Raw genomic sequence first — 22190 nt, 5'->3', positions numbered from 1 at the left:
TCCAATAGAGACGGTGTAACGTTTACAGAATTTCAGATTCCTAACGTCCGATTCTGAACACAACTCGCGCCAGTCTCGAAGCTAGGGATTTAGCAAGGAACCAGTTCTTCTTCTCCCGATTGCGCCGTGCTAGATTCTACATCTCTCACAGGTTGGACTGGAAGTTCATCATCGGATAGGACACTGGGCTGCTCTCTTAGTGAGCTTAATTCCCCTTCCTTAATAATGATGGAACTGGAACACTCTGGACAGGAGTAAACCCGATGGGTTTGTCCATAGGATGCCTCCACTTCGTCTACCAACTCGGAATTGTTGAGGTAGAAAACAATGGCTCGTTCAGCAATGGATGACATCGGTTCTGATTCAACTGCCGCTTTAATTTTTAATTTGCGGTGCAGTTCCGGCGGAAGATAGAGAGTTACCTTTTGCTTATTTTGCATAGGACGGTGAACTGGTGTACCCGGGTATGTATATCAAGATAACGAACCCCTTCTAAGATGTCAAGACGTTATGCCTCTATAACGGCATATTTGTAATATTTCGTTACATTTAACAAGATGCGGATGGGTAGAGCCTCATCAATATGGTATTCCCAGGCGGGAGCCTGGGAACGATAAAATATAAATTCGTTTTTCTATCAAGCTGAGTATCGATCAATAAATGCTTGAAGTTCAGAGTTATCAGTATATCCTTTCATTTTACTTAAGTATCCTAACTCAAATGGGTTTTGGCATTCTAGTTCTTGAAAAACAATAATTTCTATTCGAGACTGAACATCTTGGGGGAGAGAATTCATTTCTTTTAAAAACTTTTTTGTATATCTAACAACCCACATTACTTTCTTTTAACCCTTGATAATATTTGAGAGCTTCTGATTTAGATAAAATTTCTGCATCTTCTTCATCTGCCATCATTTTACCTAAGAAGTAATCTTCTAAAATTTCTTCGATTTTCTCGAATTCAGCAATCGGAATCTGAACAGCAATCGGATTTTGATTTTCATCAACAATATAATTTTTGTGAATTTCTAGCATAATTAAAGAGGATGATTTGGTAGAATATTTAGTACATAATAACATAAAATACTAAATTGAACTCAGGATCTGATTAATCACTCGTTCCACATCTTTAACCAGTAACCCTGCTTCTGTTAACGTGATTTGATGTTGAGGAGATTTAAAGTTATTTTCATCAATTAACTCAGGATAGAGAAACTTACTTCTATACCCATTCTTTTCTAAGCGAATAATTAAAGCCGCAATCAGTTTAAGATTCACTGAATTAGATAAATGTTTTTTACAGAATGCTAAAAACATTCTTAACTTCGTTTCATGATTAAGCGGAACGCTACTTTTATAATGAACAATCACAGCAACAGCAATAGATTCAAACCCATGATAAGTTAGAAAACCGATAACTTCTTGGGTATTAATTGACAAAGATTGATGTTGCTTGGCAGTTTGAATATATCGTTGTGCAATTTCAATATAAGCGTCTTTTTGCTTCATAAACTGTTACCCCATTTTTGAATAATTTCTGATAATAACTGGATTGGGATAAAAATTGTTCATAATTAATATTATTCAAAATTGGAATCAGTAAATACTCTAGTAAAAAATCAGCTAAGATTTCTGATAATACCTCTGTGATTTCAGCATCTTGTTGAAAATCTCCCAAACTCAACACTTGTAATACTTCTCGTTCTTTCTTTTGCAAAACTAAATTTTGGTCAGAAATTTTTTCATAATCTTGATATAAATCTTCAATCACAATTAAATCCAAACCTTCTAACTGCTCTAATTTGTCCTGGGCTTGATGAATACTATTAAAAATAAATTGATAAAAGCCTAAAAAATCCTCTCCATAGACTGAAATGTCTTGAGTTACTGATTTAAGGCTTGTAATTACCTGTTCTTGATCGATGACGGTCATCTCATCTATCCTCTTTCAAATTCAGCAGAGTTAGCGATCGCACTATCTAAACCTTACTATTATATCATATTTAGAAAAACTATTTACATAAATTATCGATATTTTATATGTGGTGGAGATGATTCGGCTGATTAATCTTCTATGGAATCTCATAATAGTCCATGTTAAATAATACTTTTTCAATTATTGACTGAACCGACCAATGGGTTGAAATGATATCCTAAACAACAATTATATCCCCTCGGTAAAGATATGATATACCACGTTTCTACCCAGGGGAATAGGGATTCCTCATTTCTAGGTTCGCCCAAATTGATACTCATAGTATTCATTTTGAAACTTATTTAATGTAGACTTATACTATTCAAAAGTTTATATATAGTCTGTAGATCAAATTATTTAAGTCTGAAATAATTAAATTTTGGAGCAACAAAATCAAAAAGATATTAAAACGCGCTTTGGTAAAGCAATCAGGCGACGTAGAAGAGAGTTAGATATTTCTCAGGAGAAATTATCTGAACTGTCGGGTCTTCATCGTACCTATATTTCCAGTATCGAAAGAGGTGAGCGCAACCCATCCTTAGAAAATATTGAAAAGTTAGCCGATGCGCTTAATATATCTGTTTCTGCTCTTTTTGCTAACTATGGGGTAGATAGGGGCGATTATGTCTAAAAAAAGTAAGATCAGCTATAAATTAGGCTTACCTGCTGCAATTGCAAGAAAAGTAGAGAAGACTGGTCAAACTAGAGGTGCAGAAAAGGATACAATTTATCAGAATCGTGTTAACCGAAATAATACAGTTATAATCCCTCTTAGTTCATGGACACTAGGAATTGCTTTCCCAGATAAAGGATTTGAGAACGGTTATATTGTTATAGCTGATCCAGAAAACTACTTTTCTGATACTCCACCATCAGCCAGTTCCAGTTTACCCAATAATTTGACTATAGGAGAGAATTTATTAGTATATTATGAAACTAGACAACAATGGAACTCATATAATCCAAATCAATATAAAGATTGGCAGTCAGCAACATCAAGGAAATCACCATTAGGTGGGAAGTATGTAGCTCGTGTACCAGATACCACCAGTCAAGATGATTCCTTCATCAGACAAGGATACATTGATAGTAATAGCGGTGGTCAAGGTGCAGGAATTAGAGTGTATGAATATGCTTCATCTGAAGAAATAAAAGCCACAAGATATCAATTATCTTTTCTGGCATGGCGAACTGAAGGAATTATGGATATAGCTCGCGATGAAGGAATAGAAAATCCTGATGAATGCAAACAGAAAATAGACAAGGAGTGCGAGGATCTCGGTGTTGCTGACTTAAAACTTCTTGAAGAACATAGAATAATAGATAGCCAACAACGTGCTATTTGTCCATTATGTTTAAAGCCTATTTTAGCTCAAGAACTAGCTTCTCGTGTAGAACAAGCAGAAGGTAGAAATGTTCCAGATTTAACAGTAACTACAGCAAATTTATTTCATATTAGAGAACTGAGAGCAGGAGAATACAACCATTGTTCTTATAATTTGGGTTGGGGTCATCATCATTGCAATGCAGCCGCAAGAGATTGGGGAATTGAACGAACACTATCATGGATGGAAGAAATTCTCCGTAATAATGGAAGAAAAATTGAATTAATGCAAAATTAACTTTACTAGCTTTTAAGTAAGGATTGAAATAAGGGTTCTTGTTTCCAGTCAAAATTTTTAGGCTGCGCTTTTGGTAATTGATGAGCAGAGGTGGAACATCTTTGGGATATCTTTTCACACAAATTTTCTTCAATTTCTACCAAGATTGCTTTTCTACCAAGAATTTTAGCAGCTTGACCAACTACACCAGAACCCGCAAAACAATCCAAAATGATATCATTAGGATAAGAGCTTGTATTAATAATATGTTTAATTAGATCTAAAGGTTTTTCAGCAGGGTGCTTACCGGTATAAGGTTTAACCGTTTTAAAATCCCAAATATCTGTGTAAAGAATATCAGAATTAACAAAGAAAGGTCTAATAATTTTTTCATAATCAGGGAGTTGTGGAACTTCAGGAGCGTATTTAGAAAACACAGATTTTAGTTTTTCATATTGTTCACAATTGGGAATATTCCTACCTGTTTCCCAATTTGATACAGCACCACCATGATTAACACTACCGTATTCTCCTATAGCCTCTGTGAGTTCAATTGTAGATAATCCTGTTGCTAAACGAGTCTTTTTTAATAAAAAGCTAAATGCTGATAGTTTTGGGTTTTCTTTAGAAGTTGCTTCAGCAAAAATAATCCGTTCCGAGTGTAAATACCAACTTCGTAAACTTTCTTTTTTTGTTTTTTGCTTCCATCCATCATAACCTGGATCATTAGGTTTAGTCCAAGTGATTGAAGCTAAAATATTGAATTTTTTGCTTAACATTACCTCTACTTGGGCTGCCATTTTAGAAGAAGTAAAACAATAAATAGAACCATTGGGAGCTAATATTCGCTGCCATTGTTCAGTTATTGACTCTAACCAAGCTAGATATTCTTCATCAGTCTTAAAATTTCTGTCGCCAGTGATATTAGCTTTTTTGGTTGAGTGGTAAGGAGGATCGGTAACAATCAGATTTACTGATTCTTCAGGAAGTAATGATAAGACTTCTAAACAGTCTCCTTGATATAAAGTGATTTCTGGAGTTTTGAAGTAAATACTCATTAGTAAATAATTGATTAATATTAAATATTGATTGTAATAGCTAAATCTTATTATAACACATTAAAAAATATCAAAATAAACAATGGTTTCGTCTCTAATAACTAACTATTTTTAACTGATGATTCCATATTCTTTCTCTCAATGGGTTCAAATGATATCCTCATTAAAAATTATATCCCCCCGATAAAGATATTGCATACAACATCTGTACCGAGGGAAATGGGGATTTTAAAGGGTTTTATTCAATCCCTTCAATACGGTCTTCAACTTCTTGGTATAACTCCCGCAGACGATCTAAATTCTCCTCGCTAGTTTCCCAATAGCCGCGACCATTAACCTCTAACAACGTGCTAATAATCTTACGGAAAGAATGAGGATTTAAGTTCATCAAACGTTTCTGCATTTCTGCATCTTCAATAAACGTTTCATTCACATCCTCATAAACCCAATTATCCACAGCACCCGCCGTTGCACTCCATCCCATTGTATTAACAAGGCGCTTAGAAAGTTCCCGCACCCCTTCATACCCATGAGATAACATTCCTTCATACCATTTCGGGTTTAGAAGTTTAGTCCGTGCATCCAAACGCACCGTTTCCGATAACGTCCGCACCTGTGCATTAGCTGTTGTTGTATCCGCAATATAAGACGTCGGTTTTTTGCCATCCTTGCGTAAACTGGAAATTAATTTCGTCGGGTCAGAATCGAAATAATGGGAGACATCCGTTAAACTAATTTCCGAAGAATCTAAGTTTTGAAATGTCACATCTGCGGTTTTTAACGCCGACTCAAATATATTTCGATCCTGTTCCATTGTCCCCGGATTATCAGAATTGAAAGCAAAAGATTTGCGTTTCAAATACATTTCCTGTAACTCAGATTCCTGTTCCCAACTACTATTTTCAACCGCCAAATTCACATTAGAAGAATAGGAACCTGACGCATTACTAAACACCCGTGTTGCAGCTTGTCTTACCGATACTCCTAACTCTTTCGCCTGTTCTATCGCGTGTTTACGAACAAAATTCATTTCCAACGGTTCATCAGATTCGGCTGCCATTTTCACCGCTTTATCTAATAGCGCCATTTGGTTAATAAATAAGTCGCGGAACACCCCAGAACAGTTGATCACGACATCAATTCGAGGTCGTCCCAATTCTTCTAAAGAAATTAACTCCAACTTATTCACCCGTCCTAACGCATCGGGAACAGGTTTAACCCCCACCATCCACATCACTTGGGCTAGGGACTCCCCATAGGTTTTGATGTTATCGGTTCCCCAGAGGACTACGGAGATGGTTTCCGGGTAATTTCCACCATTTTCGACCTTTTGCCGTTCTAACAGCCGTTCTACGACGATTTGGGCGGATTTGACGGCGGCTGCGGTGGGAATAGACTGGGGATCGAGGGCGTGCATATTTTTGCCCGTCGGTAACACATCGGGGTTACGGATGGGGTCACCACCTGGCCCTGGGATGATGTATTCTCCTTCTAAGGCTCGCAGCAAGGAACCCAACTCGTTATCGGCGCAAATCTGTTGTAAGCAAAATTCCAAATACTCAAATAACGGTTTAATGGGTTCGGGGTCAACTTTGGTGAAACCGAACTCATGCAGTGCTTCAATCCAGGGTTCTTTTTTACCCATATTGAAGAAGTTGAGTTTGGAGACTAAGGAAACCCGTCCTTCGGCGTCGGTTTGTTCGTTAACTAAGGCGATAACGGCGGCGCGGCAAGCTTCGGTGATTTTCTGTAATAACTCCACATCCGCTAATACCCCTAGGTTATTGTTAGAGTAGAGTTCCTCAAGATCGCGGTTAAGGCTATTGGCAATAATTCGGGGTAAGCTGAGAAGATTTTCTTCCTCCCGATCAATACTGGCGATATTTACCAGAGTTGAAATCGCTTCTTCGGCCGTGGGGGGTTTACCAATAAGGTGCAAACCACAAGGTAACAACCGCGACTCAATTTCCATTAACCGCCGATAAACCTGTCCAACAATCTGATCTCGGTCTTCGGGGGTTAACTCAGAAGCATCTGTTTCCGGGAGGGTGACATCTTGGTCTAAATTCACCAAGCGACACTTATCCATAATGCTGTTAACAATAGCCACGCCCCGACCGCTATCTTTTAGGCTTTGATAAGAGGCAATTAACTCGTTGAGTTCTTGCAATCCTTTATATAACCCAGCGTTTTCTGCTGCCGGAGTTAAATAAGAAATTGTCGCGGCATAACTGCGCCGTTTGGCAATAGTCGCTTCGCTGGGGTTATTGGCGGCGTAGTAATATAGGTTGGGAATACTACCAATTAAATTATCGGGGTAGCATTCTCCCGACATTCCCATTTGTTTACCCGGCATGAATTCTAATGATCCGTGCGTGCCGAAGTGTAATACCGCGTCCGCTTGCCAGACTTGTTCTAAATAGGTATAGTAGGCAGCGAAGCCATGATGGGGACTCGCTGACCGGGAGAACAACAACCGCATCGGGTCGCCTTCATAGCCGAAGGTGGGTTGAACGCCGATAAACACATTTCCGAACTGTTTTCCGAAGACTAACAAATTCTCGCCATCGGTGTTCAAGGTTCCCGGTGGTGGCCCCCAATTTTCATTTAAGCGCTCAGAATAGGGGGTTAACCGTTCATATTCGCTCACAGACATCCGATAGGCAATATTCAGTTCTGGGCTTTGATATTGGGCCGTGGCGTCGTGAATAACTTCCTGCATCAGTTTCTCGGCGGAGTCGGGCACGTCTTGAACGTCATAGCCATTACCTTTTAAGGCTTTCAACACTTCATAAATTGACCCGAACACATCCAAATAAGCCGCCGTCCCGATGTTTCCTTTATCTGGGGGGAAGCTAAAGACGGTGATAGCCACTTTTTTGGCTAATTTCGGTTTTTTCCGCAAATTTGCCCATTTTAAGGATCGTTGGGCGATCGCTTCAATTCTATCTTGCAGTGCGATCGCTTTCCCCGTTGTTCCATCCCGTCCTGAGATAATAATCGGTTCAATAGCGCCATCAAGTTCAGGAATAGCAATTTGCAGCGCCACTTGGATCGGATGTAACCCTAAATCGCTTTCTTCCCATTCTTCAGTGGTTTGGAAAACTAAAGGCAACGCCACCATATAGGGACGGTTTAACCGTTTTAACGAGTCTATCGCCTTCGGGTGATCTTGTCGAGCGGGGCCACCCACTAAGGCAAAACCCGTTAACGACACAATAGTATCCACAATAGTTTGGGGTTGAATACCTTTCGGGGGGTTATCCCAGAAATACTCATCAATGGGTTTAGAAAAGTCTAACCCGCCTGAAAACACAGGTAAAACTCGCGCCCCTAATGCTTCAAGTTCCTGTATCATCGCCACATAATGGGCATCATCTCCTGTTACCAGGTGCGTCCGTTGCAGGACTAACCCCACACAGGGAGCGAGGGGATCTTTGGGGTCGTCGGAAATATCGTCGCGGCTATTATACCAGTGAAAATATTCGGTCGCATCCTCGAACATTTTCGGCGCGAGGGGATGCCATATTCCCATATCGGGATAGGTTACGGGGTCAGCAAATTGCAGTTTTTCTTTACCCGTAAACACATATTTTGAGCCTAACATCAGCAAGAAGTTTTCCAAGTTTTCGGAAGAACCCCCTAACCAATATTGGAAGGATAACATAAAGTTGCGGGCATCCTGAGCCTTGTCCATTGGCAGGTATTTCAGGACTTTGGGCAAAGTTTGCAGCAACTTCAGCATCGCATCTTGGAAAGACCCCCCAGACTGTTCTTTCCGTTTTTTCATGAACTGGGCGATCGCACTTTTGCTTTGTCCCAGTTGCGCCATCGAAAACGTCCCCATTTTATTCAGGCGCATGACTTGAGGCATGGAGGGGAAGACGACCGCCACATCTAGTGTATCCCGATAGGGGGTCACGGCTTCAACGAGTTTATCCGCTAAATCTTCAATAAAAATCAGGGAGGCTATGAAAATATTAGCCTTTGATAAATCTTGTTTAAAACTTTCGTAGTTTTCGGGAGAACGTAACTCCTCGATCAAATAACCGCTAATTTCGATCGCCACATTAGGGTTATTTTTGTTAATCGACTCCACTGCTGCCGATAAGGCGCTTTGATATTGCGCTTCTAACACCACATAGACGACTTTCATCAGTTGTCGCCCGTTCAGGTCATCTGGCTTGATGTGTCTAATCGTGGGTTTTACATAAGTAAACATATCTTAATTTGTTCCTTTTTTGTCTGCTCTCTCTTAAAGTGATTGGCGATGGGCATTGCCAGATCATCAGGGCTTACCTTTGAGTATTGTTACCAGAAAAAGGGCATTCTGGGCAAATTTGTCCCCCTTTTGCAATAATTCGACAAGAAAATCGACATCATTTTTTACATTACTTGACTTTTGAGCCATCGTTCTTATTAAGAATTATTTTTAATAACTGGGTGATAGCAGTCCTAACTTCCACCCGTCAGGTTAGTGGGGGAAGTTCAGTCTCCTCGTTTCATCATTTGTTCAACAAAATTAGTATAAATTTCTCCTCGTAAAAATTCGGGAGTTTCAAGAATTCTTTGATGGAATCCGATAGTTGTGGGAACTCCAGTAATTGCAAACTCTCTTAAAGCGCGCTTCATCTTGAGAATAGCCGTTGGACGGTCTGGCCCCCAAACAATTAATTTACCAATTAAAGAATCATAATAAGGAGGAATTTCATAGTCTGTATAGACATGAGAATCAACTCTCACCCCATTTCCTCCGGGGGGTAAATAGCCACTAATTCGTCCGGGGTGGGGGCGGAAATTATGGTCAGGATCTTCAGCATTAATCCGACATTCTATAGAATGACCCCGCAGTTGAACTTTATCTTGAGTTAAGGATAATTTTTCTCCTTGGGCGATGCGAATTTGTTCAGCAATTAAATCTAATCCGGTGATCATTTCCGTAACCGGATGTTCAACTTGAATCCGAGTATTCATTTCCATAAAATAGAAATTTCCCGACTGATCAACTAAAAATTCAATCGTTCCCGCCCCAGTATAATTAATAGATTTCGCCGCTTTTACGGCCGCCATTCCCATTTTTTGCCGAAGTTTGGGAGTCATCACCGGACTGGGTGCTTCTTCTAATAGTTTTTGGTGACGTCGTTGAATCGAACAATCCCGTTCTCCCAAGTAAATCACATTGCCATAATTATCAGCTAAAATCTGAATTTCAATATGGCGAGGACGTTCAATAAATTTCTCTAAATAAACCCCCGGATTTCCAAAGGCGGCTTCGGCTTCCCCTTGGGCGGCGGCAAATAGTTTAGGAAGCTCTTTATCTTCCCGGACTAACCGCATTCCCCGACCCCCACCACCCGCCGTGGCTTTAATAATCACCGGATAACCAATTTTTTGGGCCAGTTGCAGGGCTTCCTTTTCGTCGGTCACGAGTCCATCACTACCGGGGACAGTAGGAACCCCGACACGCTGCATGGTTTCTTTGGCCGTTGATTTGTCTCCCATTGACCGAATTGCGCTGGGTGTGGGGCCAATAAAGGCAATCTCATGATCGGCGCAAATTTCCGCAAATCGGGCATTTTCGGATAAAAACCCATAGCCGGGATGAAGGGCTGTGGCGTTGCGAGTCAGGGCTGCGGCGATAATATTGGGAATATTCAAATAGCTTTTACTGCTGCTGGGTTCCCCGATACAAACGGCTTCATCGGCCAGTTGGACATGGAGGGCCGTGCGATCTACCGTTGAATGAACAGCAACCGTCGCAATGCCCATCTCCTCGCAGGTGCGAAGAATCCGTAAGGCTATTTCCCCTCGATTGGCAATTAAGATTTTTGAGAATCGCATCTTTTGTTGCTATTGCTATTGCTATTGCTGTTGCTGTTCACCATTAGTTAGGATAAAGGATTTTGGTCATCACGAAAAGAGGGTGTTAGATGTTGGCGGTTGACGGTTGACGTTAACCCGGCCCTACAAATCCGTGAAATCCGTGAAATCCCTCTAAATCCGTGATCATTTGGGGGTTTAGAAAAAAATTGTCAAGGGGGGTGACATTTTGAGGAAGCTGTGCTATATTAGTAAATTAGCTGCGAAATTAAACGCAGTGTTTAGAAGCGGATGTGGCGGAATTGGTATACGCGCACGTTTGAGGGGCGTGTGGGTCTCCCTTGCGAGTTCGAGTCTCGCCATCCGCATTTTAACAGCTTAACGGGGAGTACATTTCTACTAACTGATTGTACCAGAACGATCTAATCCGGCTTTGACCCAGTTAATACAGTCTTGTTCTGAGGGGAAAAGTTTAGGGGCGGCAACATTATTTAAACTATAGGGTTTATAATGGTCGTAAAAATATTTTCCGGCTTCTTGATAAATCACAATTAAATCATTTTGATAGGTGTATCGATATTGAAAATAATCTGATTTGGGAACAGTATCGGAATATTGATCTAAATGATCCTGGGCAATTTCGATAATTTTTTCGAGTTGACTACAATAGAGATCGGCTGGATTTTCAGATTTGTGGTATTTTCCTTTATGTCCTAATTGGGATAATAAAATATAAGAATAAATTTTTTTATCACTCACCGTTACTCGAACAAAGGGAATAATTAAATGCCCTTGATAAGAAATAGATTTTTCGTATAAAAAACGATCCATGTTAATCAAAAAGAGTTGAGTATTAACAGTTAATTTAGGGAGAAATCAAGGGATTAAAAACCATCTGAATTCGGTTGATGATAGAGAGACGATTGATATAAAACTTGTTCTTGATGGGTATAGAGAGTACAATCTGAACGCGGATAAGCAACACAGGTTACAGTATACCCGATAGCAATTTCCGCAGGACGGAGAAATTTTTGTTCACTTTGATCAACTTGACCGTTGAGGAGTTTGGCGACGCAGACCGAACAATCTCCTTGTTTACATCCTGATGGTAGACGAATTCCATTGTCTTCTGCAATATCGAGAATATATTGATCATCAGGAACCGCAATGGTACAATCTAAACCTTGAGATTCATTGATTAAGCGGACTTGATAAACCGTCATAGTAAAGATTTGACTCAATTGCTGTTCAGGAGTAGCCTAATTCCTGATTATAAGAGAAGAAGAAGACTCTTTAAACAAAATAATCAACAATTATGATCTTAATTTGTTGCAAAAGTTAAAAATGGATAACAATCAGGATTTAGATTAACTGCATTGAATAGAGAAATCAATAGGACTACACGGGGGTTAACTGTTGACGTAATATTCATGCTCTGAATGTTTTCGTATTCTTGCTCCCTTTTGTTCTAAAACTAGAGTAATACCGGATTTCTATATTTTTTTATGCCATCTTTTTTATATTTCCATTGGATAAAAAATCCCTCTTTTTATCAGCTTAAATTCCATCTGAAATTGTTGGTGTGTTTTTTCGTCTATTCTCAATTTTTCATCCTAATTTTACAAGTAAATTCTGCCTTGGCTGAAGTCAATTCTCCTGTGCAAACTCAAATTCCTGAATCTTTGCCTCCCGAACCTTTAATTATACCGATTCCTCCTCAACCTTCACTCCCAGAACCCCAACTTTCTCCCCCGTTACCTCCCCCAGAACCTTTGCTTCCGCCATCGGCGCCTCTACCGATAACTCCAGAACAACTTCCTGACACTCCAAATACTATTACCATTGAACGGTTTGAATTTGAAGGAAATACGGTTTTTAGCGATCAAAAATTAGCTGAAATTACACAACCGTTTGTCGGTCATCCGATTACCTTTACCGAATTATTACAAGCGCGTTCGGCGGTGACAAATTTATATATTGATCAGGGTTATATTACTTCGGGTGCGTTAATTCCTCCGCAAACTTTAACCAATGGAATTGTTACCCTTTCAATTTTAGAAGGAAAAATCTCTCAAATTAATATTCAGGGAAAGGGACGTTTAAACCCCAACTATGTTAAAAGTCGATTAGAATTAGTTACTCGTCAACCGTTTAATCAACAACGTCTTTTACGAGCCTTGCAATTACTACAACTTGACCCAGTTGTAGAAACGATTTCTGCGGAATTAGCAACAGGAACTGAGCCGGGTGAAAGTATTCTCAATATTACCTTTAAGACAGCAAAAACTTTTGATGTTAATCTATTTACAGATAATAATCGTTCTCCGACGGTGGGTTCCTGGGAACGGGGAATTGAAGTCAGCGAAGGGAATTTATTCGGACAGGGCGATCAATTAAATCTGTCCTATAGTAATACTCAGGGCAGTAATATTGTTGATGTTTTATATACGTTTCCGATTACCTCTCGCAATACAACATTAGGACTTTATTTTAACTCTACAAATAGTCGAATTGTAGAACCTCCTTTCGACGATTTAGATATTAAAGCTAATAGTCGGACTTATGAATTGCGATTTCGTCAACCCATTATTCAAACACCAACAGAAGAACTCGCATTAGGATTAACCTTTGCGCGTCGGGAAAGTGATACCAGTATTTTAGGGGTGGGTTTTCCCCTGTCCAGAGGCGCAGAGGAGGACGGGAAAACGCGGCTTTCAATTTTGAGGTTTTCTCAAGAATACACCAATCAGGGGCCAAAACAAGTGTTTGCGGTGCGATCGCAATTAAGTTTTGGGGTCGGACTTTTAGATGCAACCCTGAGTTCCGATCAACCCGATAGTCAATATTTTGCTTGGCGAGGTCAAGCGCAATGGGTACGGTTATTAGCACCCGATACCCTGTTTTTACTGCGGTCTGATGTTCAACTCACAAACCAAGAATTACTCCCCTTAGAACAAATGGGACTGGGAGGGGAGGAGAGTGTGCGCGGCTATCGTCAAGATGTCTTGTTACGCGATAACGTGATTTTTGCCTCCGCAGAATTGCGTTATCCCCTGCTTCGCACCCGAAATGGTTTGGGAGTCTTACAACTCACACCCTTTATGGATTTTGGTCAAGCTTGGAACGTACCGGGAGAATTGGAATTACCCGATCGCACCTTATTGTCAGTTGGGTTAGGATTAAGGTGGCAATATGGCGATCGCCTAACCGCACGCATCGACTGGGGTATACCGTTAATTCAAATAGAGTCCAGCGATCGCAGCTTACAGGAACAAGGGATTTATTTTTTACTGAATTGGAGTCCGTTCTGATCCCCTGTAGTCAGGGCTTTAGCCCCCTCTTACCCGACGATGAAGCTTTAATTTTTGTTAATAATACTTGACTTAACTCCCGATAGAGGAAATCTCTATTGAACATGAGTTACATTACATTAATGATTAATTTAAGTTTCAGTATCAGAGATCACAATTAATTTAGAAAAAAAATTTATTAATTGTGTAAGCTGCCCTGATTTCAGGGAATTATGAGGGTAAGCCAAGAGGATTTATAGACAAAGGGGTGTAATTAATCATACAATGGAGGGTAACACCCCTCACCGGGTTAATCTTTCATTTTAAACTCTATTTCTGAAATCAATGTCTTCCATCTTGTATTGACAAATGGATCAGTGTTCTTGACCCAATTTTGACTGAGGGAGTGCCAAACCGTGAACAAAAGGCAAATTCAACCCACTACAATTTTTAACCCTCCTGACCCCCCAGGTGAGTTGATTTCTTCCCCTGTTTCTGCAACAGGCGAGGAAGATTATTTCCGTCATTTTGTCGAATATTTACCGACAGCGATGGCAATGGTTGACCCCCAACTTCAGTATTTAGCAGTATCCCGTCAATGGCAACAGGAATATGGTGCAGGACAGCCTAATTTAATCGGTTGTTCCCATCAACAATGGTTTCCGAATTTACCCGAAATTTGGTATCAAAATGCTCAATATTGTTTAGCTGGAAAATTATCTCGGTGGGAACTCGAAACCTCCCAACCTCTAGCGAATGGTTTAATAGAATGGAGTAAATGGACGGTTCAACCTTGGCAAACGGCATCAGGAACCATCGGCGGATTAATTTTAGCCATTGAAGTCATTACCTCTCAAAAACAGTTACAAGAAAGGTTACAACTGACTCAAATCGCGTTTGATCAGGCAACAGATGCCATTTTTTGGATGACTTTAGACGGTCGGTTTTGTTATGTCAATCAATCTGCCTGTCGGATGTTGGGTTATACTCAAAGTGAATTGCTAAAACTGAATATTCATGATATTGATCGAGATTTAACCCCTGTGGTTTGGCAAGAATATTGCCAAGAATTAAAACAAACTGGAGCATTAACGTTTGAATCCCGTCATCAAAAAAAATCCGGTTCAATTTTCCCGGTTGATTTTAAAATTAATTATTTGGAATTACAGTCTGGTGAACCGGGGTTAACTATTCCCACAGAATTCGGCGCGGCTTGTGTTCCCTGTTTACCTTTAATTTGTGGTTTTGCTTATGATATTTCTGATCGAAAAGCAACGTCCTCTGCGGTTTTAGCCTCAAAGGATCAATTAGAAGCCGTATTAAATGCAGTACCGGGGTTAGTTTCTTGGATTAGTTCGGATTTGAAATATTTAGGGGTAAATCGTCATTTAGCCAATTCTTACAATGTTCCGGCGGAAGAATTTTTAGGGAAAGAAGTGGGATTTCTCCAAAATAGCCCCAAATTTAATGAATTTGTCTATGAATTTTTTGCCGAAGAGACTTGGAAAAGTTCGAGAGAAATTACCGCCAATGTTCGAGGAGTTCCTTACACTTATTTAATTGTGGCTCAAAAATATCATCGCGGATCGGCGGCGGTGTTTGTGGGATTAGATATTACTGAACGCCAACAAATGGAACAGGCTTTACGCCAAAGTGAAGGACAAGAAGCCAAACGACGAGCCGAGTTAGAAGAACTTTTAACTCAGCTTCAACGCACTCAAACCCAACTGATTCAAACGGAAAAAATGTCAAGTTTGGGGCAGTTAGTGGCGGGAATTGCCCATGAAATTAATAATCCGGTTAATTTTATTTCGGGAAATATTTCCCATGCCAAAAATTATATTGAGGATTTAATTAATTTATTGGGGTTATATCAACAGTATTATCCTCAAGTTGTTCCTGAAATTGCCGATGAGATGGAAGAGGTAAATTTAAACTTTTTAAAACAGGATTTACCTCGGATGTTAGAGTCGATGAAAGTGGGAGCAGAACGAATTCGAGATGTCGTGCGATCGCTGCGTCATTTCACTCGTTTAGACGAATCTCAAATGAAATATGTTGATATTCATGAAGGCTTAGATAGTACGATCTTAATCTTACAAAATCGTCTCCAAGCTAAAGCCGGACGACCGAGTATTACCCTGATTAAAGAGTATAGTGTTTTACCCAAAGTAGAGTGCTATGCCGGACAACTGAATCAAGTGTTTATGAATTTACTAACCTATACAATTGATCGTTTAGAAGCCACCAGTTCTAAGGGAGATTTAACGGATCAACCTCAGATTAAAATTCGTACCTATTTACAGGAGAAAAATACCGTTGCTATCTCTATTTCTGATAATGGAATTGGAATGTCAGATCCAGAACGCCAAGGTATTTTTGATCCGTTTATTACCCCCCAATTACAGGGAAAAGGAACAGGTTTAGGATTATCCCTCGCCTATCATTTAGTCACGGATAAACATCGGGGAGAACTCCAGTGTTTTTCTACATTAGGAGTAGGAACTGAGTTTTTAATTGAAATTCCGTTAAACAGTTAGACAGCAGTGTCAGCATCCTACTTAATATTAATCCTTAATAGAACTATGGGAGGGAACAATTTTAAGATCAGGATTATTTCGATATAACTGATTAATTTTTTTTAATGTCTGTCGATAGGCTCTTTTGTCTGCAAACAATAAATCGGCAATTCGTTGAGGATAAATTAATTCTTGATACGCACGACTCAACCAACAAGCATCCGCAATTAAAAAATACTGTTGTCCGCTATTATCCGTTAAATATAAACCCAGTTGTCCGACCGCATGACCCGGTAATTCAATTGCAATTAAACGACCATCTCCGAATAAATCAAACCCCTGGTCAAAAGGGGCAAAATTATTCGGTAATTTTATCTTATTACTATTTTCAACAAAAATTACCAGATCTTCAAAATTCTCTGGCATTAAACCCGCTAAAAAACCCGCTTTTAACGCACTCAAACCCTGTTTATTTTTAATCGCATTATAACCCGACTGAAAACAAATAAATTCTGCTTTAGGAAAATCTTTTAATCCCCCAATATGATCCGCATGAAAATGAGAAATAATAATATATTTGATATCCTTGGGTTGAATTCCTAATAGTTTCAGTTGATAAATTGCACTTTCTTGAGGTTCTAAATAAACGGGAGTCAACCAAGCATAAAGCTTTTGGGGTAAATGCTGTGTTTCTTGATAAAATCGTTCGGAATATCCTGTATCAAATAAAATCAACCCCATCGGATGATCAATTAAAGCAAATAACGCCGGAAAAACCATCGATTTCCAACTGCTCCCAGGAAGTACCATCGCTTCAGGGTGTGTACAATATCCCGCCTTCAAAAACGTAATTTCTACCATATTTCGTTATTGTTCGTTGTTGTGCTTTAGCGGATGTTTCCAATGTCTAACAAACTCATCTAACCCCTGTGCAATTGAAATTCGAGGTTTATACCCCAACTTCACCTTAGCCGATGTGATATCCAAAGTTTGACTAAAGGCTAATAATCCCAAAGTATAGCGCGTTAAAGCAGGTTCTCGACCGGGTAAAAAAGATTGATAGATCCATTCCATCCCCGTTGCTAAAGTGTATGCGATCGGGTAGGGTAAGGGTTTGAATTTTAAGGAAATATTCAATTTTTCTGATAATATTTGTAATAAATCAAACAATTCTGTGGGTTCTCCATTGGTAATATTAAAATATTCTCCTAATACCTGATCGGGTGCAGTTTGACACAACAATAAGCCATCCACAACATTATCAATATAAGTCATATCTAGTATGGCTTTTCCCCGATTAATTAAGGGAATTCCCGTTGTTTCACTCACTTTTAATAGTCGAGGAAAAACTACCGTATCACCAGAGCCAAAAATTCCACGCGGACGAATTGAAATTACAGGTAAACCCTGTTGAAACCCTCGATTAATTTCCTGTTCTGCTAATTGCTTTGTTTTAATATAAGGATGGATGGGATTTTGAGCTAAATTATCGGTTTCTTTAAGATTAAACCGATGGGTTAAATTAAAATAAACCGCCGAAGTTGAAACATAAATTAAACGTCTGACTCGATGAGTTAAACAGCCTTTAATAATATTACGAGTTCCGATCACATTAGTTTTATAAAACTCCTCCTCTCGTCCCCAAGGAGAGGATAACGCGGCACAATGAAACACCTCCTCCTGTCCTGAAATAGTTGATAATATTTCCTCAGAATTTGTAATATCAATGGGTAAAAATTTTAGTCCTAATTGTTGTAAGCGATCGCCTATTATTAAGTTACGACCTAAAATCGTGACATCTTGACCTAAAGAATGCAATTTCAACGCTAATTTCTGACCTAAAAATCCAGTTCCACCCGTGACTAAAACCTTTTTCATAATTAAAATTGTGTAGAATCAATTAAATTATAAAAACATCAAAAAAATTAGCCCTAAATTATTTTACCATCTCTATTCTATTCGCTTATACCCTACCTTCATTTATTCATTCATCGTTTTGTAAGTAGAAACAGCAGAAGGTGAACTGCGGTTGAGATAACGGAAAATCCAATATTTAAACACCGCATCTAAAATAACAGGAAAGGTCGCAATAAATAGGAAGTTGAAATCACGATTTTCAGGAAGTCCAAAATGTCGCGCGGTACTTTCTAATATAACTTCCCAACCGTGAGGAGAGTGAAATCCCACGAACATATCGGTAGACAAAATAATGATAAATGCTTTAGCACTATCACTCAACCCATAAATTAAATCCCCCATAAACGATTTAAGAATATCCACTTCGTTACGGTTAGAAACCAAAACAAAACAAAACATAAAAACCGCGATAATATCAGCAAAAACATTTTTGATAGCATTACTGCTATCTACTTTATAGTTATCTGCTAATTCTTTAGCTTTTTCCTTTAATTTTTGTTCTAGTTCTTCTGGCGTTAGGGAAGGAGCTTGACCAATTAAGGTTTTAAATTTCAACCGTTCTTCATAATGCTGTAATTCGATAAAAGCTTCCTCCTCCATATTAACATTCAGAAAAATAGGAGTTTGTTGCTGATCTGTAAACACCCGATCTACAATTGGCCCCACTAAAAAATTTTTGGTTAATTGTTGAGTGAGTAAAGGAATTAAAATTAACAATAAAACAAATCGAATAGAAACAAGGGTTTTAATTTTAGTTTTTCGATGGGCTTCTATAATTTCTAATTCTGATCCGGGTCTAAGTTCCTGTTGAATACGAGTTAATGTTTTCAACAGAGTTCGAGGTAAAACACTGGGGGAAGGCTGGGTCGTTAAATCCTGTTTAATCGGTTTTCCCGAACTCGGTATAGGATTGCTCAAAGATTTGTTAGTTTTAGAAGTATTAACAACCTTTAAATCTTTATTGATCACGGTGTCGCGTAGCGATAGAGATTGCTCAGTAGGAGCATTCATTAAAGCTACAGAAAATTCCGTCGAGTGCAGGGGTTTGTACCGAGCAATTACCGCATCAATATAATCTAGTTTTTCACAAATAATAGAAACTATTTTAGGGTCAGGTAAGGAGCCATTATTTTCAATTTTATGTTCCGTTTCACTGTCGAGAGTTGAGGAAGGATGAATTTGTTCTGACCATCCCAAAACGGAACGACTCGCATTAAATACCATTAATCGAGCCTGAATAATTTTAAGATATTTTTTGAGTTCAGAATTAAAATAAGTAATGACGCGATCGCTATATTCAGGATGAGATTCGGGCGCAATTTTTTCCCCCTGAAAATGCTCATTTTCAAGGGAGCGAATTTTCAAGGCTGCATCATAAGCTTGATCTAAAGCCCGTTCTGGTGTATCACGAAACCATTGATTGACATTCCCAACAAATCGTTTGAATAAATTGGAGTTATAAGCGGTCATATCAGTAATCAGGGAACAGGGAACAGGGAACAGGGAACAGGGAACAGAGAATAGAGAATAGTAATCCGTCAACAGTCAACAGTCAACAGTCAACAGTTAACAGTCATCAACTGACAAAGGTACAATGTACGAGGCATCTTAACAAATTTCACGCAGATTGTTGTGCTATCTCCTGCTTTATGGATTACTGGAGGTTCCCGAAGTGGTAAAACCACTCGCCTCATTGAATTATTTTGTGAGTGGACACCCTTATTGGCTACACTTCCTAACCCCCCCCAACCCCGAAACAAAAAGCGACAACGCCAGTTAAATCCTCAACCTGTGGCTACCACCACCCTGATTTTTGCCGCCAATGGAGATAACCGAATCGCCTTAGTCGAACGTTTAACGACTACACCCCAGGGACAATATTCTTTTTACTCCACAACCCCTTTAGGCTTTTTTCAAGATGAAGTGATTCTATTTTGGCCGTTATTAGTGGAAAAGTTAGGCTTAAAAGCACAATTTCCCCTGCGGTTACGTCCCGAAACAGAACAGGAACTTGCTCTGGAACTTTGGAGTCGTGATCTGGAAATCAGTAATCTCAGACGTCCAGGGATTAGCGTTAATCGCATGGTACGCCAAATTCTGGATATTCTGCAACTCGCAGCCTTGAGCGGAACGTCGATAGAAGATATTCCCCAGATTTTAGAGCAAGGATTTACCCCCCTCAACGAGTCTGAAACCCTTTATAACTCCTTATGTCTTTGGCTGCAACAGTGGAGGAATTGGTGCTTAGAACGGGGGTTACTGACTTATGGAATCATTGCCGACCTCTATGGTCAACATCTACTGTATCATCCCATTTATCAAAAACACTTACTGCGTCGATATCCAGTGGTTTTAGCAGATGATGTGGATGAATATCCCGCCATCGCCCGCCACTTGTTTGAGTTCTTTCTGGAGCAGGGAAAAATGGCTGCATTTACCTACAATCCAAATGGGGCTGTTCGTTTGGGGTTAGGGGCTGACCCTAACGCTCTCGCCTCATTGCAAAAGCACTGTCGTCTCGAAGCGTTAGACGAACAAAAGGGTTTAGGGAAATACCTGGCTCAACCGATTTTGGATTTAGTATTTGAGAGTGCCCTCACTTTTCCCGATTCTCTGTTGTTTTCCGCTAATATTCAATCGATTCAAACGATATCACGATCCGACTTACTGCGACAAACCGCCGAACAGATCATCGCAGGGGTTAAAACTGGTCAAGTCCAGCCCGATGAAATTGCGGTGATTGCTCCGGGTTTAGATGCGATCGCCCGTTATACCCTCCGCGAACTCCTTAACCATGCGGGAATTGCTGTTGAGTCGAGCACCGAACAACGCCCCTTAGTTAGTTCTCCCCTGATTCGAGCATTATTAACCTTAATGGCTCTAATTTATCCGGGTAATGGTCATCTGATCCATCGAGATGCGATCGCAGAAATGCTCGTTACCCTTAGTTATCAGGGAACAGGGCACAGGGAACAGGGAACAGTCCCCCCCAACCCCCCGTACACGGGGGGCAAGGGGGGGTGTCAACCGTCAACACCTATGATTGACCCGGTACGCGCAGGTCTGTTAGCGGATCATTGTTTTGTTCCTGATTTAGAGAATCCTCGGTTACTTCCGGTGACGGCGTTTCCCCGTTGGGATCGGTTGGGATATCAAGCAACGTTCGCCTATAATCAGATTTTGCAGTGGGTTGAAGTTCAACGAGAACATTATCAACAACGGCTATTAGCAAGTCCAGTCGTGTTGTTAGACCGGGGAATTCAGCAATTTTTAATCCGCGATTGCACCCTAAGAAACGATCAACTATCGGTCTTACGCGAGTTAATGGAAACCGCAATTCACTATTGGGATGTTCAGAATCGTTTACAGGTGCAAACGGCTGTCAACACCTCAGAACAAGTAGGTCAGTTTATTCAGTTATTACGACGGGGTGTTGTTACCGCTAATCCCTATCCTGTATCGAGTTTAGGGGTTAAACCTGCGGGGGTAACATTAGGAACGATTTTCCAATATCGGGCGAGTCGAGCTTCTCATCGTTGGCACTTTTGGCTGGATGTGGGATCTCCCTTGTGGTTAAGTGGGGGAGCGAGTATTCTGTGGGGAGCGCCGTTGTTTTTGACCGAACAACAGCATCATCCTTGGACAGAGGAAAATGCAAGGTCGGCTGATCTACAACGATTACGTCGTATTATTGTAGATTTGTTAAGTCGGGTCAGCGATCGTTTAATTCTCTGTCACAGTGATTTAGCGGTTAATGGCCAAGAACAACTCGGCCCACTGGGTCAGTTATCAGTTATCAGTAATCAGTAATCAGTTATCAGTTATTCAGTGTAGAGACGTGCTTGGGCGGGTGGCTACCCGTAATTAGTTTTGAGTTAACAACTGACAATCTAATCTAAGAACTTGAAATCAATAAAATGCAAGTTTTAACGTGTTTTCTTTATTTTCTAAGTTCTTTATTATTTTGAATGCAAAATTTTTTTAAGGCTTCCGAAAGGAGGCTTGATCATT

Annotated in this window: 18 protein-coding genes and 1 tRNA gene; 6 read left to right on the top strand and 13 right to left on the bottom strand. The window is 39.9% G+C overall.

Annotated features, from left to right (window positions below; translation table 11 throughout):
- Positions 1-89: 89 nt before the first annotated feature.
- From PL8927_RS10870 to PL8927_RS10850, 5 genes are all read right to left on the bottom strand, one after another.
- On the bottom strand, positions 90-440 hold the full coding sequence (locus PL8927_RS10870; RefSeq protein ID WP_083621089.1) for a hypothetical protein: 351 nt from the start codon (positions 438-440) through the stop codon (positions 90-92).
- A 197-nt stretch (positions 441-637) separates the two neighbouring features.
- Positions 638-796 (bottom strand): hypothetical protein, encoded by a 159-nt coding sequence (locus tag PL8927_RS10865; RefSeq protein ID WP_197047384.1) that lies wholly within the window; start codon positions 794-796, stop codon positions 638-640.
- Between the two features lie 25 nt (positions 797-821).
- Positions 822-1034, bottom strand: a complete 213-nt coding sequence (locus tag PL8927_RS10860; RefSeq protein WP_083621119.1) for a hypothetical protein — start codon at positions 1032-1034, stop codon at positions 822-824.
- 51 nt (positions 1035-1085) lie between these two features.
- Complete coding sequence (locus PL8927_RS10855; RefSeq protein ID WP_083621084.1) at positions 1086-1508, bottom strand: hypothetical protein; 423 nt, start codon at positions 1506-1508, stop codon at positions 1086-1088.
- Entirely contained in the window at positions 1483-1932 is a 450-nt protein-coding gene (locus PL8927_RS10850; protein ID WP_083621081.1) for a hypothetical protein, read from the bottom strand. Before PL8927_RS10850 ends, PL8927_RS10855 begins: the two co-directional genes overlap by 26 nt.
- 421 nt (positions 1933-2353) lie before the next feature.
- On the opposite strand from PL8927_RS10850, the gene PL8927_RS10845 reads away from it, so the two are divergent.
- Positions 2354-2605: a helix-turn-helix domain-containing protein gene (locus PL8927_RS10845; protein ID WP_083621079.1), complete on the top strand. Its 252-nt coding sequence runs from the start codon at positions 2354-2356 to the stop codon at positions 2603-2605.
- Positions 2598-3596, top strand: coding sequence for a BstXI family restriction endonuclease (locus tag PL8927_RS10840; RefSeq protein ID WP_083621074.1), 999 nt, complete (start codon positions 2598-2600; stop codon positions 3594-3596). Before PL8927_RS10845 ends, PL8927_RS10840 begins: the two co-directional genes overlap by 8 nt.
- Before the next feature lie 5 nt (positions 3597-3601).
- Here PL8927_RS10840 and PL8927_RS10835 read toward each other — a convergent pair whose 3' ends face one another.
- From PL8927_RS10835 to accC, 3 genes are all read right to left on the bottom strand, one after another.
- Entirely contained in the window at positions 3602-4633 is a 1032-nt protein-coding gene (locus tag PL8927_RS10835) for a DNA-methyltransferase (protein WP_083621072.1), read from the bottom strand.
- A 238-nt stretch (positions 4634-4871) separates the two neighbouring features.
- Complete coding sequence (locus PL8927_RS10830) at positions 4872-8855, bottom strand: magnesium chelatase subunit H (RefSeq protein ID WP_083621070.1); 3984 nt, start codon at positions 8853-8855, stop codon at positions 4872-4874.
- 266 nt (positions 8856-9121) lie between these two features.
- Complete coding sequence (gene accC, locus PL8927_RS10825; RefSeq protein ID WP_083621067.1) at positions 9122-10474, bottom strand: acetyl-CoA carboxylase biotin carboxylase subunit; 1353 nt, start codon at positions 10472-10474, stop codon at positions 9122-9124.
- Positions 10475-10740: 266 nt separating this feature from the next.
- Here accC and PL8927_RS10820 point away from each other — a divergent pair.
- Positions 10741-10821 (top strand) — tRNA-Leu (locus PL8927_RS10820).
- 31 nt (positions 10822-10852) lie between these two features.
- Here the strand turns inward: PL8927_RS10820 and PL8927_RS10815 are convergent.
- Both PL8927_RS10815 and PL8927_RS10810 read right to left on the bottom strand, forming a co-directional pair.
- Entirely contained in the window at positions 10853-11284 is a 432-nt protein-coding gene (locus tag PL8927_RS10815) for a hypothetical protein (protein ID WP_083621065.1), read from the bottom strand.
- Positions 11285-11337: 53 nt separating this feature from the next.
- The gene (locus tag PL8927_RS10810; protein WP_083621063.1) at positions 11338-11676 is read right to left on the bottom strand and encodes a 2Fe-2S iron-sulfur cluster-binding protein; all 339 of its coding nucleotides are present in this window, start codon (positions 11674-11676) and stop codon (positions 11338-11340) included.
- Positions 11677-11958: 282 nt separating this feature from the next.
- On the opposite strand from PL8927_RS10810, the gene PL8927_RS10805 reads away from it, so the two are divergent.
- On the top strand, positions 11959-13764 hold the full coding sequence (locus PL8927_RS10805) for a ShlB/FhaC/HecB family hemolysin secretion/activation protein (protein ID WP_083621061.1): 1806 nt from the start codon (positions 11959-11961) through the stop codon (positions 13762-13764).
- Positions 13765-14159: 395 nt separating this feature from the next.
- Positions 14160-16283: a PAS domain S-box protein gene (locus tag PL8927_RS10800; RefSeq protein ID WP_231505982.1), complete on the top strand. Its 2124-nt coding sequence runs from the start codon at positions 14160-14162 to the stop codon at positions 16281-16283.
- Between the two features lie 27 nt (positions 16284-16310).
- On the opposite strand, the gene PL8927_RS10795 is transcribed toward PL8927_RS10800, so the two are convergent.
- From PL8927_RS10795 to PL8927_RS10785, 3 genes are all read right to left on the bottom strand, one after another.
- Positions 16311-17123, bottom strand: coding sequence for an MBL fold metallo-hydrolase (locus PL8927_RS10795; protein ID WP_083621058.1), 813 nt, complete (start codon positions 17121-17123; stop codon positions 16311-16313).
- Positions 17124-17129: 6 nt separating this feature from the next.
- Positions 17130-18140 (bottom strand): NAD-dependent epimerase/dehydratase family protein, encoded by a 1011-nt coding sequence (locus PL8927_RS10790; RefSeq protein ID WP_083621055.1) that lies wholly within the window; start codon positions 18138-18140, stop codon positions 17130-17132.
- Between the two features lie 102 nt (positions 18141-18242).
- Positions 18243-19649: a proton extrusion protein PcxA gene (locus PL8927_RS10785; RefSeq protein WP_083621050.1), complete on the bottom strand. Its 1407-nt coding sequence runs from the start codon at positions 19647-19649 to the stop codon at positions 18243-18245.
- Between the two features lie 156 nt (positions 19650-19805).
- On the opposite strand from PL8927_RS10785, the gene PL8927_RS10780 reads away from it, so the two are divergent.
- Positions 19806-21989 carry a hypothetical protein gene (locus PL8927_RS10780; protein ID WP_083621047.1) on the top strand — a complete coding sequence of 728 codons (2184 nt, stop codon included), beginning with the start codon at positions 19806-19808 and terminating at the stop codon, positions 21987-21989.
- Positions 21990-22190 lie beyond the last annotated feature (201 nt).

Origin of the sequence: Planktothrix serta PCC 8927, assembly GCF_900010725.2 — a bacterium.
Classification (GTDB): Bacteria; Cyanobacteriota; Cyanobacteriia; order Cyanobacteriales; family Microcoleaceae; genus Planktothrix; species Planktothrix serta.
This window is presented reverse-complemented; position numbering and strand designations above follow the sequence as displayed.